A 15,213-nucleotide genomic window follows, 5' to 3' on the forward strand; every position below is an offset into this window, starting at 1 on the left:
ATGATTATTTTTGATGAAAAATTTGCCATAGCGGGTCATAGTATTGACTATACTTTCCGAGTAAAAATAGGGTTTCAATAATATAGTGATAGAACAAGTTCAAAACCAGTACACTAAATAAAATAATGCCTGGATAAGATGATGTATAGATAGAAATTAGTAGTATCCCAAGGAACCATATGATAAAAATTCGGAAAAGTAAAAGGCAGATGCCAATTACAGGAGAACCATCAATAAAAAGTGAATGACCTGTTAGTAAAAATGAAGCATCAAACAAAATAAAGTAGGTCAATACTTCAAATGTCACCAAGCCGAATAACTTTTTTTGAATCCAGTCATCCATCCCTCGAACAGCTACTAGCGGCTGAATTTTACAAAATGAACTGACTTGCCAAGCGATGAAGAGTAGTAATATCGTCTGCGAAAATAATACGGGTCCATGCCAAGAAATGGTGGCAAATACAATATCTTTCCCTAGAGGTAAATTTCGATAGCTTTGTATTGACAGGCAACTAATCATAAAAATGATCGTTACTGTCATCCATGATGGTTTGAGTATTTTCATCCGATCAATCATTAGTTTTTCTTTTCTTTCTGTTTCACCCATAAAATCATCAAAAAAATGGCCAATAGTGCATAAAACAAAAGAGAGTAAGGGAAATAAGAAGCAGCTTGCTCAATCGGAATGCTTGAATAGGTGATCAGACCTGGTGACAAAAGGGTGGATATTTGCACTAGATAAAAAAAGGTAGTCCCGATTCCTTGTAATAGTTGGGCTAATAGAGCCGGAAGAACAAATAAAAGCACTCCTAATAAACCACCACTAACCATAGCCAGAACGTTCTTTTTAATCCACAGCGTTACAGCAAAAACAAAGACAGCGTAAACACCCCAACCTAGTGCAGCTAAAATAGTAAATTGAACAATGGACCACAAATTGCCATTATCAAAGGCAGAGATTCCCTCGCTTTGATTGGTAACAGGAGTATCTAATTGCAGCGGATGAATCAATAGGGCTAAAAATGATAGCTGATAAAAAGACATCATCACTGAGAGTAGGCTTCCTCCCAGAAAAGAATACAGCGCTCCTTTTTTTAAAAACTTAGTATAGCTAATCCGTTGGATAATACTAAAAAAGAAGTTATTATTTTTACTATAAATCCAGATAAAGTTACTGTAGACTGCAACAATTGTGAACACAATAATGCTATAAATTGGACTATTTTGACCAAGTTGCAAAGAAAAAAAAGTGTTTGATGTCGTTGTAGCTGTCGTGGATCCTAGGTTGCTATCTAAGCAAGTTTGTAGGGTAACAAACATCGTGGTCCCAATCAGAATGTTAATAATCAGGAAGGTGGTTAGTGCCAGCTTTTTGGGCATAATAATTCCTTTCATCATTAAAAATACGGTTAATAACCGTATTTTTTCATTTTTATTTTTACTTCCAGTCAGCACTAAAGTGCATTCTAGTTGTGGTAGTGCTAGGCTCCCATGGATTGGAACAAATATCATTAAGATAGTAATGGTTATAATAAGCACTACTATTAGCATGAGTCGTGCGATCAACTGCCACACTAACACGATTACTAACACCAGTACCATTACTATTTACCAAACGTGACGTATATCCAAGCCAAGAGGGTAACGAATCACCGTTAAATGAAGCATAGTCATTGGCTTTTTTTAAATTAGTTGTGCCCTGAGAGACCCAAAGACTAACTTAGCCAAGAAACTTTTTAATACCATTTTTTCTCCTCTATAAACAATAATACGTGTGCTATATCTTTCTAAACAACAAGTATGAGTTTATCATGTGCCTATTTTAGGTACCAATTACATTCAAATCAAAATTGTTAATATTTTGTTTCGTATTAAACGGTATCGACAAATATTTACTAAACATGTTAATCGAAACTATTTGTTCATTTTTTAGTTTGACCCACTTTCCATACAGAATTTACTTATTCTAAGTCAAAAATTAAACTTTAAACAATTGCAACACTCAATTTAAATCTGTTATAAAATTAATTTTTGCCATCATTATTTTTAACTTCCCTTTTTGAGAGCGAAACTACTTGATTTGGCTGAAATTGAGCAAAAGACTTTTTGAGAGAAGAAAAAATCGCCCCCAAAAAAATGGAGACGTTTTTTTCTTTCGTTGACCAACATTGTATTACGTTCGGTTATTTGCAATTCTAAATTAGAGATGGTAATTTATTATTGTAATTTTAAGTTTTGTATTTTAGGAGAGAGAAACATTGTTTATCAAAAAAAGAAAACAACCGTATTAGTATTATTCTGTATCATTGTCTTATTAGTTTTTGGAATAGGTAGGAAACAACAAATATCAATTATTGATCGCTACAACCCCTTCCTACCATCGACTACTGCATACGCAGTCCTGCCTGCTGATACAGCAAACGGTGTACGCACGGATGTATATGCAGTTGATAATGCTTTATCTAATGGCGACTGGCTTAAAATAAGTAACGGTAACAGTCAAAAAAAGAAATATATTGCTATTCAACACAAGGGTTCATATATATCAAGAACAATGATTGTTGATGACGATAAAGCGCTTCCGGCACTTATTAAACAGCAAATCGGTCATGAATATCATCAATATTCTCGAAAAATTGATGGGCCGCGGTCGGCAAACACAAATATATTATTTCCATTTGTATAGATAAACAAAAAAGGCCTCTATGATTTGAACCAGAGGGGCCCTTTTTTTATTTTGTCAATGTTAAACGAGCAATTAATAAATCGTCAAAAGCTGCAGTTCATGAGTCAAAACCAGACTGCACAGTTAACTGGATAATTACATGGGTTAAAGAAAAAAGCTCCGGTCACACCCAGAGCTTTTTGCAGACTAACGAGGCCTCTTCATATAGCTGATAAATATCACTGTGATTGAGCTTTTAAAGTTCTATTAAGCAGACGCAATCAAGCAACATTTCCGTCCAAAGAAATAGTATGGAACTGATTAGTAAAAGCTATTTTTTATTTGCTAGTCGATTGAGTTCAAAACCCAACTTGACTTCTATGATGTCATTATATCGATTTTTGTTCGTAATGACATCATGAAGGATATTAAATCAAGTTAGCTTTGAAGACTTTTTCCTTCAATATAGGACTTTGCCGAATTATCAGGAATAAATTGATAAGTATATTTATTCCCATTTGAATAGTCATCCCAATTAGGAAAAAGCACCGTATTATCTTTTATTTGATAGGGAATTTTAAATTGAGCGCCGGCGTCCATAGTCAATATTATATGTGTTTCATCAATCTTCCAACTTCCCCCAGCTGCTCCTGCATAGCTTCCCACACTTGTGCTTCTGAAAGTAGCGTCACTATTGAAATAATAAAATCGTTTGCCATCGTGTGCTAGGTTTTGTGGAGTTCCTGGTATAGTATCCATGGCTTTATCAACATCCACATCATTATATTTGAATAGAACTGTGTCAAACCCCTTACCTACTAAGGCTTTGTTAACCATTTCTTTATTGTCTATCGTTGACTTTTTTTTATTTGCATTTGTCTTTTGATTCTCTGATTGTTTTTTTACTTCTTCTTTTAGTAAATCATTATGGTGTTTTTCTTTAAGCAGCAAAAATCCTAAAAGAATAACGCCAATTAGCATCACAATGCTAAATATTTTTTTCATAATTTATACCTCTGAATAAGTATCACATTTTCTAATTGGTATTGCAATTGGCTTCATTACCCGTTTATTTATTTGTCAATGTTAAACTGTCAATGAAAAATGACATTTTAACAGTCCTAGCATGGAACTGGGTATTTATATACAAACACCTAAATGACAGCAATATAAAGGGACGACTTTCTTTTATAAAAAACTCTCATTGTTAAAAATGCCCAGCTAATAAATCAATCACACGCTGAACGGCTAACTAGGGCATTACATGAGTTAAAGAAAATCAGAAACCCTTTATATCCAAAATAATTAAGGAACTGAATTTAAATGAATTCAAATTCTCTTATTGGATATTTCATGTTATTGAAAAGATATTTGTTAGATAGGATTAGCTGATTATCATACTATTTAGATATCTCTGTTACATCATCGATAGAACGTCAGTGCGCTGAGTTATATTAAAAAACAATCAGGCCAAAATGACCGTTTGGACTGACGCTATAAATTCCTGCTGTGCCACTCCCTCCGGCCATTTTTGCCGATTTTATAATTGTTTGGACATCAAAGTTATGCGAATTAGGATCTCTAGGGTCTTGATAAACATCAAATTCAAAGTCATTGACGTCATCACCAATACTTGATGCAAAAGCTGTTTTAACGACATCTAACGCATCTTGGGCATTATTAACAACATGACCCTGACCTGCTGATGGTATGGTCCCAGTGCTATTAGCACTGTTTGCTTGATCGGATGTCTGAGATGATGACTGATCACCGCTAGAATTATTGTCGCTAGTATTATCGATTTGACTAGATGTCTGACTAGATAATGAAACAGTAGTATTGTCTTTTTTCTGACTAGACTGGTTACTAGAAGTAATTGAATTGTTGTTGCTTTTACTTTTGTTTTCACTACCGATATAAAAAAAAGTAGCTAATAATAGTATCAAAATAATAATAGCGATTGTAATTTTTTTCATAGATAAATTCCTCAAGTTATGAGCGTAAGAGTCTGGCTATAAATATTAATTTTTTGCTTTATGATGTTTTTCCCTAAAATTTTCCTATGTAATATCACCAGAGAATGCATGAGTTTTAATATCATGCATGTCTTGTCACTATTTTTTATCAGGGTTAGTAATGACAATTATATCGTTTCGTTTTATCCTTTCCGTACTTTTGATTAAATTTAGTTTTATTATAAACTGCTCGCCCGTTTCTTTTCTTAGCACTAGTACTAATGGAACCTCTTTGTCATTCCAATTAAAAAGAAACTATACCAATCATGTAAAAATAAACGACGGTTTCTAACTTCACCACAGATAATTTTTTCGATTCAAAAGGCTGTTGATCATTGTTTTAACAGCTTTTTTATTAAAAATTAATCTTGCTGATTTTTTTAATCAACTATCAAGAACTTGCATAATATTAGAATTTGTTTTAAGTTAGACCAGTAAAGGAATAAATTTGTTTTTAGAAAGGAAGTTTTTATGGCAGACGACTTTGACAAGAACCGTCACATGAATCACAAAAACCATGAAGAAAACATGAAAAAAGACATGGGCCAGACGCAGATGGGTCATCCAGGCCATGGAGGCCACAACAACATGGACAACATGGATATGGGGCACAACCATGACGGACACGATAACCACATGCAAATGGACCATGGCCATGGTGGCCACAATAGCATGGGCAACATGGATATGGGGCACAACCATGACGGACACGATAGCCACATGCAAATGGACCATGGCCACATGAAGATGGATCACGGCCACATGGATCATGGCATGGGGAGCATGTCCGGAATGGATCACGACATGGCTGGAATGTCTGGAATGGGTGCCATGGGCGGGATGCCAATGAATCATGGCAACATGAAGCAACGATTCTGGTGGTCTTTCGCCCTCTTGATTCCGCTCCTCTTCGTTGCCCCCTTTATGGGCGTTGACCTACCAATCACGTTGACATTCCCTGGTTCCAACTGGGTGATGCTGCTTTTGGCGGTCGCCATGTATGCCGTTGGGACCCAACCTTTCTTTTCAAGCGCGAAACTTGAGTTGAAGCAAAAGAAACCAGCGATGATGTCGCTGATTTCCATGGGACTTTTGGTGACCTTCTGGGTTTCTGTTTATGCCTTTATTGCCAAAACTTTCTTTAAGGTCGCGGCCATGGACTACTTCCTGGAGTTCGGTACCTTAGTCGTTATCATGCTCTTGGGGCACCTAATTGAAATGCAAGCCACCATGAAGGCCGGCAATGCAACTTCCGAACTGGCAAAGCTCACACCAGCAACGGCCCACGTCAAAGACGGCGACTCCTTCACTGATAAGCCCGTCAGTTCGCTCACAAAGGGTGCGGTTGTCCAAGTCTTGGCTGGTGAATCCTTTCCCGCCGATGGGACCGTCCTTTCAGGTTCATCTCAAGTCGATGAATCTCTGATGACTGGGGAATCAAAGCCGGTCCAAAAGACTGAAAAGTCCTCTGTCATTGGTGGAACGATTAACGGTGAAGGCACTCTGCTTGTCCAGGTTTCGGCCGTCGGCAATGACTCATTTATTGGTCACCTCAAAAAGACTTTGAACCAAACAGAAGCCAGCTCTACCAAAGCTGAATCATTAGCCAATCAGGTTGCCGGCTGGCTTTTCTGGGTTGGCTTGACAGCTGCCGTCTTGGCCCTGGTTATCTGGACCGCCATCAGTGGCCTGGCCACTGCCTTTAACATTGCCGTGACAACGCTAATCATTGCTTGTCCACACGCTTTAGGCCTGGCCATTCCATTGGTGATTCAACGAACCAAGGCACTGGCAGCCAAAGACGGTATTTTGATTAAGAAGCACGGTGCAGTGCTGTCAGCTAAACATCTGGATTATGCATTAATGGATAAGACCGGTACTTTGACTAACGGTCATTTCCAAGTACAAAAATTAGTCACTAACAAAATCAGCGACCATGACGCCCTAGCCATCATGGCCGCCCTTGAACAGCAATCTTCTCACCCACTAGCTAAGGCTATTGTCCAAAAAGCCAAGGACGATGGTGTGACCGTCACAGCCGGTCAAGACGTTCAAACCATTTCCGGGGCTGGGATTAGTGGAACCGTCAATGGTCAGCAATACTCACTGGTTTCAGCCCGTTACCTAACCGACCAACAGATTGACTTTAACCCATTAGATGCCGATGGTTCAATTTCCTACCTAACGGATGGCCACCAAGTTTTGGCTGCTGTCTCCCTTGGTGATAGCATTAAAGCCACTGCCAAAGACTTCGTTGCCCAACTTAAGGCTCATCAAATTACTCCAGTCCTTGTCACAGGTGATGCTCAAAAGACGGCTAATAAGGTTGCCCAAGAATTGGGCATCGACTTGGTTCAGGCAGAGGTTTCACCAGAGGACAAGATTAACCTGGTCAAACAGTATCAACAAAAAGGTAAGACGATGATGATTGGTGATGGGATTAATGATTCTCCTGCCTTGGCCCAAGCCGATTTATCAGTAGCCATTGGTGCAGGAACCGATGTGGCCCAGGCGTCAGCCGACGCGGTGTTGATTTCGCAATCCTTGCCAAAGATTATCGACTTAATTAACTTAGCCCATAATGCTAACCGTAAAGAAATTGAGAACCTTTGGTGGGGGGCCGGCTATAATATCTTAGCCATTCCGACCGCCGCTGGCCTCTTTGCCTTTGCTGGCATCATGTTAAACCCATTAATTGGCGCTATCGTGATGTCGCTTTCAACGGTTGTTGTGGCAGTCAATGCGCTTCTCTTACACAAGTAAGCGAGCAAAAATTAGAATCTTTAAAGTTTCTTTTATGTCAAAGCTGTATAATTAGCAGTTGAGTACAAATAAAAGGAGCTTTTTTTTATGCGCAAGTATTTTGCAGAATTCTTTGGGACGATGCTGTTGGTTATCTTCGCCACCACCGCCTTGATTTACGTCACGACCTTCCAAACAGGTCAGCTCTTCGATGCTATGGCAATCTTTGGCCTATCCCTAGCAGCGTTGATGTTTATCTTCGGGCCGATGGCGAACGGTGGCCACTTTAACCCCGCCGTTTCTCTAGGAGCAGCCATCAATCAAGACATCTCGTGGAAAACCTTTGGAGCCTACTTTTTGGCCCAGTTCCTTGGAGCCTTTGCTGGATTGACCCTTGCAGTTTATACATTAATCCCAATCATTAATGCACAACAAAGTGGTTCATCATCTTCATCAACGTCTTCTGTCAAAGCTAGCCAATTATTTTCCTTGTTAGAGCCATCCGCAGCAAGTGCCATTTCCGTTTGGCTAGCGGTGGCCATTGAATTATTCTTTACCTTCGTCTTAGTCTTTATTACCCTAGTGGCATTGAAAAAGCACATCAAACAAAGTGCCGCTATCACTGGGATTAGCTTCACCCTGATTTCCTTTGTGACCTATCCACTGACAAATGGCCTGGTTAACCCAGCCCGTGTTCTTGCCCCCGCTCTTTACAAGGGCTTGGCATCCTCTGCCCATCTCTGGTACTTCTTAATTGCCGAGATTTTGGGCGGTCTCTTAGCTGGCCTAGTCGTTAAATATTTCATGAATGAAGATGATCCCGCTGTTAAATCAGTTGCCGAATAATCCTTCGTATCAAAAAGGTCCTGACTTTCTAGTCAGGACCTTTTTAATTGTTATTTTTTGAAATTAACCCAGCACGTTCTTCCAATAAAACTTGCTCACCGGTAAAGGGCAACACCAGTAAAAGAGCCGTTGAATGCAGGGCTAGTCGCTTGTCAGCCTTGCCGTGATACAAGTCATCCCCATTAATGGGATGACCATTTCCGGCTAAATGGACCCGCAGCTGGTGCATCCTACCCGTCTGTAATTCAAGGCGAACAAGGCTCTCATTGCGTTTTCTATCCTCACTTAAAACCTGATAATGGGTCGTTGCACTTTGACCTGTGGCATCCAACCAACGCAAGCGATCATCACTTGGATGCCGTCCAATCCTTTGTTCAAAGATGCCAACCTTCTGGTCAAAAAGACCCCTGACTCTGGCCAGATAGGTGCGCTGAATAATTTTTTCTTTTATTAAACGGTTTAAGATTGGGACCACAATTGGATTTTTAGCAATAATCACTAGGCCAGAAGTTGCTCGATCCAAGCGATGAACCATCAAAGCCTGAGCAGGTTGGTCAGCCGATTTTTGTGGATTTGTTTGAAAATAACCATTAACGTAATTTAGCAACGTATCCGTTTCTGTCGGCGAATGCGGGTGCATTTTCATCCCAGCGGGTTTGTTTACCACCAAGAGGTCCTCATTTTGATAGACAATGGCAAATGTACTGTCAGTATTAGCCGGATAAGGGCCCTGCTGGTCCAAGAAGACCGCCTCTTGGAAGGCCAAGGTTAATTGATCGCCGGTCTTTAAAACATGGGCTGTCGAGACCTGTTGGCCATTAACCTGGAGGCCCCTTTCCTGTCGCAAATTCCCCCGCAAATGCTTTGGCAGAAAAATTTGTTTCAAGTAATCTTTCACTGCCAAACCAGCAAAGCGATCCGTAATGGTAATTTCTCGTTGATATTTTGCAAACATTTTCTTTTCCCTAGTAAAAAATCAGGGTTTCCCCTGATTTCATGTTAGTTGCCACTGCTGCTACTTGCACTACTTGGTGAAAAAGCAACTGACGCACCTGGATAGTCCGCTTGCAATGAATCTGGGCTATCATTAATTTCCGGTGCATTAGTGACATAGTCACCAACAGTACTCTGATCGCCATGCTGAGTGTATAAGGAGGTTGAACTTTGATTTTCGTTTGCCTTTTTGAAACGTGCCAATGTCTTCGACTTCGAATAATCATAAGCTGCTGCATCAACTGCCTTAAAGCCGTCTGGATGGTAGAAACGCAACAAATTCTTCTGGTTTAGCGTGTCAGACATAGCAAGCTTTTCATTTGCTTCCGTCTGATACTTGTTAAACAATTTTTCCTGATCAGGCGTTGGATCAATGACCTTTTCGCCTGTCTTAGTATCCCAAATGGTACCAGAAATCGAAGCATACTCTGGCGTCATCCAATCCTTATTACGCATCACAACCAATTGACTTCGTTTTGTCGACAAAAGGTCCTGACCAAACTGAATATAACGTTTACTTGAAATACCCAAAAGATGTTCGATTGTTGGGGCCACATCAACTTCACCCCCATAGGTGTGGTTAATTCCACCATTTTTCAAACCTGGAATATGAATAATCAACGGTGTTCTTTGCAAGTTTTCGTTATCCAGGTCGGTCCATTTGCTTGGATCCTTGCCCAAAAGTGGGGCCAAATACTTATTATCCGTGTTATTGATACCGTAGTGGTCACCATAGAGCACAACCATCGTATTGTCGTACAAACCTGATTTCTTCAAATAATCGAAAAATTCTTTAATGGCCTGATCCAAATAATGGTTAGTAATAAAGTAATTATCAATATACTTGGAACCAGAATTAGACGTTTGGAAATTAGGATCCTGGTCATCCTTATCAATTTCATATGGAATATGGTTGGAAACCGTAATATACTTAGCATAAAACGGCTGTTGCAACCGTTCAAGGTATGGGACTGAGTCTTTAAAGAGCAACTTATCCTTCAAACCCCATGCAGTTGAATTTTTACCACTCGTATCAAAGTATTCACCCGAAATCCAATTCTGATAACCCATGTTCTTGTAAACATTCGTTCGATTCCAAAACGATCCGGTATTACCATGGAAAACTGCTGATGAATAGCCAGCCCGTTGGTTCAAAATGGCAGGCATAGCCTGGAAGGTCTGGTCATTGCCCAATTTAGCAAAGAGCGAACCCTGTGGCAGACCATAGGTCGACGTCTCCAATAGATTTTCAGCATCGGAGGTCTTTCCCTGGCCGACTTGGTGGAAGAAGTTATCAAAGGCAATCGTATCCTTGCTGTGATACAAAGAATTTAAGAACGGTGTTACCTCTTGCCCGTTAACCTTACGGTCAATTGAAAATTGTTGGAATGACTCCAGATGAATTACAATGACGTTCTTGCCCTTAGCCTTTCCAGCATAGGTTGGATTCATGCCAACATAGTGGTCTTGAACGTACTTTTTTACCTTTTGCAATTCTGCTGGTTTCGCTGATTTTCGTACCTGACTGGTTTTAAAAGTATTATAAGCATCTAAGATCGTAAAGGGGCCAATCCCCAAATACTTAACCAGGTATTCCCGATCAAACTGCCGGGTCAGCAGCTGGGGCCGATCAACATCAGCCAACGCCAAGTTAGCCATGATAAGCAACCAGCCAACTGCTATCAAAGTTGATGTTTTCCCAGGACGCACCTCTTTTCGATCACGGTTAATCTTTTTAAACAACAAAAGACCTATGAGGATCACAACGTCAATCCAAAACAAAAAGTCGTGGGCACTAAAACTAATTGCACCGGCGGCCTTACCACCTTGGTTAACCGACGAGTAGTTCAAAATCACGTTAACACTCAGATAGTCAGTAAATTCACGATAATAAGTCACGCTAATATAAAGATAGGTGGTCAGCGCCGTATATAAAACCATCATCCCACCGTAATAAAGATTACGGTTTTTAAAGAATAACGGTAGTGCAAAAATTAGCATCGTAAATCCGATTGGATTAATCAGCATCAAAAAAACTTGATATAATGACGACACGTGCATCCAGTTAAAATCCATGCCGTAAGCCAAAAAAGTTTTCAAGATGAATAACGAAACTAATAGTGTATAAAAACCTAAGCGAGTCTGAACTCTTGCTCGACCTGCTTGGTAAACCGCCTTTAAAAGATGCGGATTTTTTTGTACGTCTTTTTTCATAATAAGGCCATTATACGCCTATTTCTGGGGGCTTTCAGTTAAAAATCATTTCAAGCACGTATCTTTTTTTCTGTTTTTAAAAGCCGGTCTTTTTCACTTGCTAATTTTAAATAAATACGTGACAATAGAATCAATCGAACCACTAAAGAGGATATTTTTATGCCAAAGTATAATGCTTATTTAATTGACCTTGATGGAACAATCTACCATGGCAAACAACCAATTCCAGCCGCTAAAAGATTTATTGAGCGGTTGCAAACTGCCCAAATTCCTTACCTTTTTGTCACTAATAATTCAACAAAAACAGCCAAGGATGTCGCAGATAACCTAACGATTAACCACGGTATCAAAACAACGGTTGATCAGGTCTATACCTCAGCTATGGCAACCGCTGACTATGTTAAGGGTTTAGCTAGCAGCGGGCAAAAGGTTTATCTAATTGGTGAAACTGGACTAAAAGATGCCCTCGAAAATGCCGGCATCGACCTGGTCCCCGCCACTGAAGCCAACGTTGTGGTAATGGGTCTCGACCGCAACTTTACCTACCAAAAGCTCAAAGAGGCAACTTTTGCGATTGCTCGCGGAGCAAAGTTTATTGCTACGAATGCCGATACAAACCTGCCAAGTGAAGAGGGCATGCTTCCTGGTGCCGGCTCACTTGTCGCTGCTCTCAAAACGGCAACCGGGGTCGAACCGACTATTATTGCTAAGCCAGAAGCTCCAATTATGGAAGGTGCTCTGGCTAAGCTTAATCATCCCGACCATCCCGTCATGGTTGGCGATAACTATAATACGGATATCCTTGCCGGTATCAAAAACGGGCTCGATACTCTTCTAGTCTACACCGGCGTTTCTAAGCCAGCCGATGTGGCCAAAGAAGTCAACCAACCATCTGATTTTGTCGCTAACTTTGATGAATGGTCTGTTGAATAATTTAATTGAATCAAAATCCGGATAACCGGTTTTTCTCGTTGAAGCCAAGCCTATCATGGTTTGGCTTCTTTTATTTTGCTTTATTTTGTAAGGCCAGCAAACGTGCGTTAAGGGCTGGGTCAGCTGCCTTTAGATACAACCCTTTTTTACCACGCTTAGCTAAAATATTTAAAGCATTGTACATAAAATCAATTTTAGCCTGAGCAATGGCATCTGCATCTGTCAAATTGGGATTCTTTTTATAAATTTCTTTATGCGTAACCTTTGCTGGATTAACTACCATCCGGTCACTTTCTTCATCGTACTCAAATGCCGGGCTCAGCAAAACCCCAGCATAATTTAAATCAAAACCCTGGACAGTATAAATGGATCCCACCTGGTTAATTGATTCTGGTCGGTTTGGCCACGTTTTGACTTGCGCATCAAACTCGTCCCATGGTAAATCAAAACCGTCTAAAACAACGTGGTGGGCGCCATCAGACCGGCGTTGAAACCCAGTTGTTGCCAGTACTCGGGCTAAGCCAACTTCTTGGTTGCGGGCCTTGATCGTTTTCAAGAGGACATCTGCTCGTTTAAAAATTCGCAGATCGTAATTTCCTAGATCAGCTGGCAAAGGTGTGAGCTTGCCTGTAACAAAGTCATCAATCCACGCGGAAACAGGGGCGTTGACTTCCATTCGATATTGAAAATCCATTGGAAAAATCCGATGATCATAGGGGGCTAAGACCTGGTTTAACAGTTTTTGGTTCCAAAACATCTTACCCTGAATAACCTGCTGAAAGTCAAAAACAACCACGACAACTTTCGCCAATTTAATAATTTCGGTTAACTGATTGTCTTGAAAAAAACGAATATAGGGCTCTCTCTTACTTAGTAGGAGGTGGCCCTCGTCGATCAAAACAACATCATAGCGACTATCCGTCTTATGTCCCCCATTAATGAGTGATGTAGGCCGAACATAATCTTTTTTATAAAGATTTTGATAACGCGCGCCCATTTCCTGGTAAACCTTTAAAAGTTCTGGATGATTAACGGTAAATACCGTTTTTAACCCTTTATAAGGGCTGTGGTCATCTTTTATCCCCGCTCGAATATTCTTAAAAAGCTTTGTCAGTAAAACGCTTTTGCCCGTCCCTGCTGCGCCTTCAATCACCGCTACGTGATGACCAGGTGCTTGTAAGCCTTGAACGAGATAGTCTTGTAAAGTAGCAAGAATGTCGCTTTGACCCGTACTCAGGTGATCAATATCAAAAGACTTTAAGTTGTCATTTTCCTGTTTTTCCATAAGCTGATTATACAATTTCTCAATAGGTCAGACAAAACTGTTCTTGAGTAAAAATCTGTTTGAATAAAAATGATTTTAGAGCACACAAAAAAAAGAAGACCGAAGTCTTCTTTGTCATGGGCCATCCAGGACTCGAACCTGGGACCTCTGCGTTATCAACACAGCGCTCTAACCAACTGAGCTAATGGCCCATCGTTTCGGCTCTTTGCCTAAGCGAATGACGGGAATCGAACCCGCATAGCCAGCTTGGAAGGCTGGAATTCTACCATTGAACTACATTCGCATCTTTTCTGGGTTCCCCCAATGGCGCTGGACGGAATCGAACCGCCGACACATGCAGCTTCAATGCATTGCTCTACCAACTGAGCTACAGAGCCAACTTTTCTTTTTCAGAAAACGGTCACAACGGGATTCGAACCCGTGATCTCCTGCGTGACAGGCAGGCGTCCTAACCAACTAGACCATGCGACCAATTGCGGGAGTAGGATTTGAACCTACGACCTTCGGGTTATGGGCCCGACGAGCTACCGAACTGCTCCATCCCGCGATAATATTATTTTTGGGGCTCAACCCGTAAGGAGAATGGGGGATTCGAACCCCCGCGCCGGTTTCCCGACCTGACGGTTTTCAAGACCGTTCCCTTCAGCCAGACTTGGGTAATTCTCCATGTTCTTTCAATCCACTTCCATGGACCATGTTGGACTCGAACCAACGACCGGACGGTTATGAGCCGTCTGCTCTAACCAGCTGAGCTAATGGTCCCAGCTCGAGTCATCGCGGCAGGGGGAATCGAACCCTTCGACCTCTCGGGTATGAACCGAACGCTCTAGCCAGCTGAGCTACACCGCGATACTTTGCTGTAGTACTCACAGCGATCGGGACGACAGGATTCGAACCTGCGACCCCCTGGTCCCAAACCAGGTGCTCTACCAAGCTGAGCTACGTCCCGCTTTCTTTTTGGACTTTTCGCCCTAGACCTTTTGGGGGCCTTATGCACCTAGCAGGAGTCGAACCTGCAACCTTCTGATTCGTAGTCAGACACTCTATCCAATTGCGCTATAGGTGCATTATGCCGGCGACCGGGATCGAACCGGTACGATGTTTCCATCGCAGGATTTTAAGTCCTGTGCGTCTGCCTATTCCGCCACGCCGGCATCCAAGCGAACGACGGGATTCGAACCCGCGACCCCCACCATGGCAAGGTGATGTTCTACCTCTGAACTACGTTCGCATAATCATGCCGACTAAAGGATTCGAACCTTCGACCCCCGCTTTACAAGAGCGGTGCTCTACCAGCTGAGCTAAGTCGGCTGGATTGCCCGACGCGGCGTGCATATCTTGGCCTTCGCCAATGGACGATACAGGGATCGAACCTGTGACCCCCTGCTTGTAAGGCAGGTGCTCTCCCAGCTGAGCTAATCGTCCAAAATAAAAAAAGAAGTTCCCTTCTTTTTTATATGTATCGGCATCGCGTCGTCCTATCCTCGCAGCCAGCGTTCCGGCAACTACTTTCGGCGCTA

Annotated in this window: 11 protein-coding genes, 14 tRNA genes and 1 rRNA gene (1 of these 26 only partly in view); 4 read left to right on the forward strand and 22 right to left on the reverse strand. The window is 41.4% G+C overall.

The features are described 5' to 3' along the window. Nucleotides 1-4 precede the first annotated feature (4 nt). Together ACSYSR_RS03035 and ACSYSR_RS03040 are read right to left on the reverse strand one after the other, a co-directional pair. Entirely contained in the window at nt 5-607 is a 603-nt protein-coding gene (locus ACSYSR_RS03035; protein ID WP_491708343.1) for a hypothetical protein, read from the reverse strand. After that, entirely contained in the window at nt 577-1,602 is a 1,026-nt protein-coding gene (locus ACSYSR_RS03040) for a hypothetical protein (RefSeq protein ID WP_489816156.1), read from the reverse strand. The genes ACSYSR_RS03035 and ACSYSR_RS03040 overlap by 31 nt, the downstream gene beginning before the upstream one ends. A 556-nt stretch (nt 1,603-2,158) precedes the next feature. Between ACSYSR_RS03040 and ACSYSR_RS03045 the strand changes: the two genes are divergently transcribed. Continuing rightward, entirely contained in the window at nt 2,159-2,686 is a 528-nt protein-coding gene (locus tag ACSYSR_RS03045; protein ID WP_489816155.1) for a hypothetical protein, read from the forward strand. Between the two features lie 417 nt (nt 2,687-3,103). Here ACSYSR_RS03045 and ACSYSR_RS03050 read toward each other — a convergent pair whose 3' ends face one another. Together ACSYSR_RS03050 and ACSYSR_RS03055 are read right to left on the reverse strand one after the other, a co-directional pair. Further along, nucleotides 3,104-3,670, reverse strand: coding sequence for a hypothetical protein (locus tag ACSYSR_RS03050; RefSeq protein ID WP_489816154.1), 567 nt, complete (start codon nt 3,668-3,670; stop codon nt 3,104-3,106). A 449-nt stretch (nt 3,671-4,119) separates the two neighbouring features. Then, the gene (locus ACSYSR_RS03055) at nt 4,120-4,641 is read right to left on the reverse strand and encodes a hypothetical protein (protein ID WP_489816153.1); all 522 of its coding nucleotides are present in this window, start codon (nt 4,639-4,641) and stop codon (nt 4,120-4,122) included. 510 nt (nt 4,642-5,151) lie between these two features. Here ACSYSR_RS03055 and ACSYSR_RS03060 point away from each other — a divergent pair. Both ACSYSR_RS03060 and ACSYSR_RS03065 read left to right on the forward strand, forming a co-directional pair. Further along, nucleotides 5,152-7,443: a heavy metal translocating P-type ATPase gene (locus ACSYSR_RS03060; protein WP_489816152.1), complete on the forward strand. Its 2,292-nt coding sequence runs from the start codon at nt 5,152-5,154 to the stop codon at nt 7,441-7,443. Nucleotides 7,444-7,530: 87 nt separating this feature from the next. Beyond that, nucleotides 7,531-8,268 (forward strand): MIP/aquaporin family protein, encoded by a 738-nt coding sequence (locus ACSYSR_RS03065; protein ID WP_252773299.1) that lies wholly within the window; start codon nt 7,531-7,533, stop codon nt 8,266-8,268. Nucleotides 8,269-8,311: 43 nt separating this feature from the next. Here ACSYSR_RS03065 and ACSYSR_RS03070 read toward each other — a convergent pair whose 3' ends face one another. Further along, a complete protein-coding gene (locus tag ACSYSR_RS03070) occupies nt 8,312-9,223 on the reverse strand; it encodes an RluA family pseudouridine synthase (RefSeq protein WP_489816151.1) in 912 nt (303 codons plus the stop codon). Between the two features lie 44 nt (nt 9,224-9,267). Next, a complete protein-coding gene (locus ACSYSR_RS03075; protein ID WP_489816150.1) occupies nt 9,268-11,475 on the reverse strand; it encodes an LTA synthase family protein in 2,208 nt (735 codons plus the stop codon). A 159-nt stretch (nt 11,476-11,634) separates the two neighbouring features. Here ACSYSR_RS03075 and ACSYSR_RS03080 point away from each other — a divergent pair, with 159 nt between their 5' ends. Next, nucleotides 11,635-12,408, forward strand: coding sequence for a TIGR01457 family HAD-type hydrolase (locus tag ACSYSR_RS03080; protein ID WP_252773302.1), 774 nt, complete (start codon nt 11,635-11,637; stop codon nt 12,406-12,408). Between the two features lie 70 nt (nt 12,409-12,478). On the opposite strand, the gene ACSYSR_RS03085 is transcribed toward ACSYSR_RS03080, so the two are convergent. The 16 genes from ACSYSR_RS03085 to rrf all read right to left on the reverse strand — a co-directional run. Then, a complete protein-coding gene (locus ACSYSR_RS03085) occupies nt 12,479-13,693 on the reverse strand; it encodes a DUF2075 domain-containing protein (RefSeq protein ID WP_489816149.1) in 1,215 nt (404 codons plus the stop codon). A 117-nt stretch (nt 13,694-13,810) separates the two neighbouring features. After that, nucleotides 13,811-13,884 (reverse strand) — tRNA-Ile (locus ACSYSR_RS03090). Between the two features lie 21 nt (nt 13,885-13,905). Next, nucleotides 13,906-13,976 (reverse strand) — tRNA-Gly (locus tag ACSYSR_RS03095). 21 nt (nt 13,977-13,997) lie between these two features. Beyond that, nucleotides 13,998-14,070, reverse strand: a tRNA-Phe gene (locus tag ACSYSR_RS03100). A 20-nt stretch (nt 14,071-14,090) separates the two neighbouring features. Continuing rightward, nucleotides 14,091-14,164: transfer RNA gene (locus ACSYSR_RS03105), tRNA-Asp, on the reverse strand. A 2-nt stretch (nt 14,165-14,166) separates the two neighbouring features. Then, nucleotides 14,167-14,240: transfer RNA gene (locus tag ACSYSR_RS03110), tRNA-Met, on the reverse strand. 29 nt (nt 14,241-14,269) lie between these two features. Further along, a tRNA-Ser gene (locus tag ACSYSR_RS03115) sits at nt 14,270-14,359 on the reverse strand. 22 nt (nt 14,360-14,381) lie between these two features. Then, nucleotides 14,382-14,455, reverse strand: a tRNA-Ile gene (locus tag ACSYSR_RS03120). 12 nt (nt 14,456-14,467) lie between these two features. Beyond that, nucleotides 14,468-14,542, reverse strand: a tRNA-Met gene (locus ACSYSR_RS03125). A gap of 26 nt (nt 14,543-14,568) precedes the next feature. Further along, nucleotides 14,569-14,642 (reverse strand) — tRNA-Pro (locus ACSYSR_RS03130). Between the two features lie 43 nt (nt 14,643-14,685). Then, a tRNA-Arg gene (locus ACSYSR_RS03135) sits at nt 14,686-14,759 on the reverse strand. Between the two features lie 4 nt (nt 14,760-14,763). Continuing rightward, nucleotides 14,764-14,847: transfer RNA gene (locus ACSYSR_RS03140), tRNA-Leu, on the reverse strand. A 5-nt stretch (nt 14,848-14,852) separates the two neighbouring features. After that, nucleotides 14,853-14,924 (reverse strand) — tRNA-Gly (locus ACSYSR_RS03145). Between the two features lie 7 nt (nt 14,925-14,931). Beyond that, nucleotides 14,932-15,004, reverse strand: a tRNA-Thr gene (locus ACSYSR_RS03150). A 41-nt stretch (nt 15,005-15,045) separates the two neighbouring features. After that, nucleotides 15,046-15,118 (reverse strand) — tRNA-Val (locus ACSYSR_RS03155). A gap of 40 nt (nt 15,119-15,158) precedes the next feature. Then, nucleotides 15,159-15,213, reverse strand: a 5S ribosomal RNA gene (rrf, locus tag ACSYSR_RS03160) (it continues 62 nt past the right edge of the window).

The sequence above is a fragment of the Fructobacillus sp. ESL1096 genome (assembly GCF_058511985.1).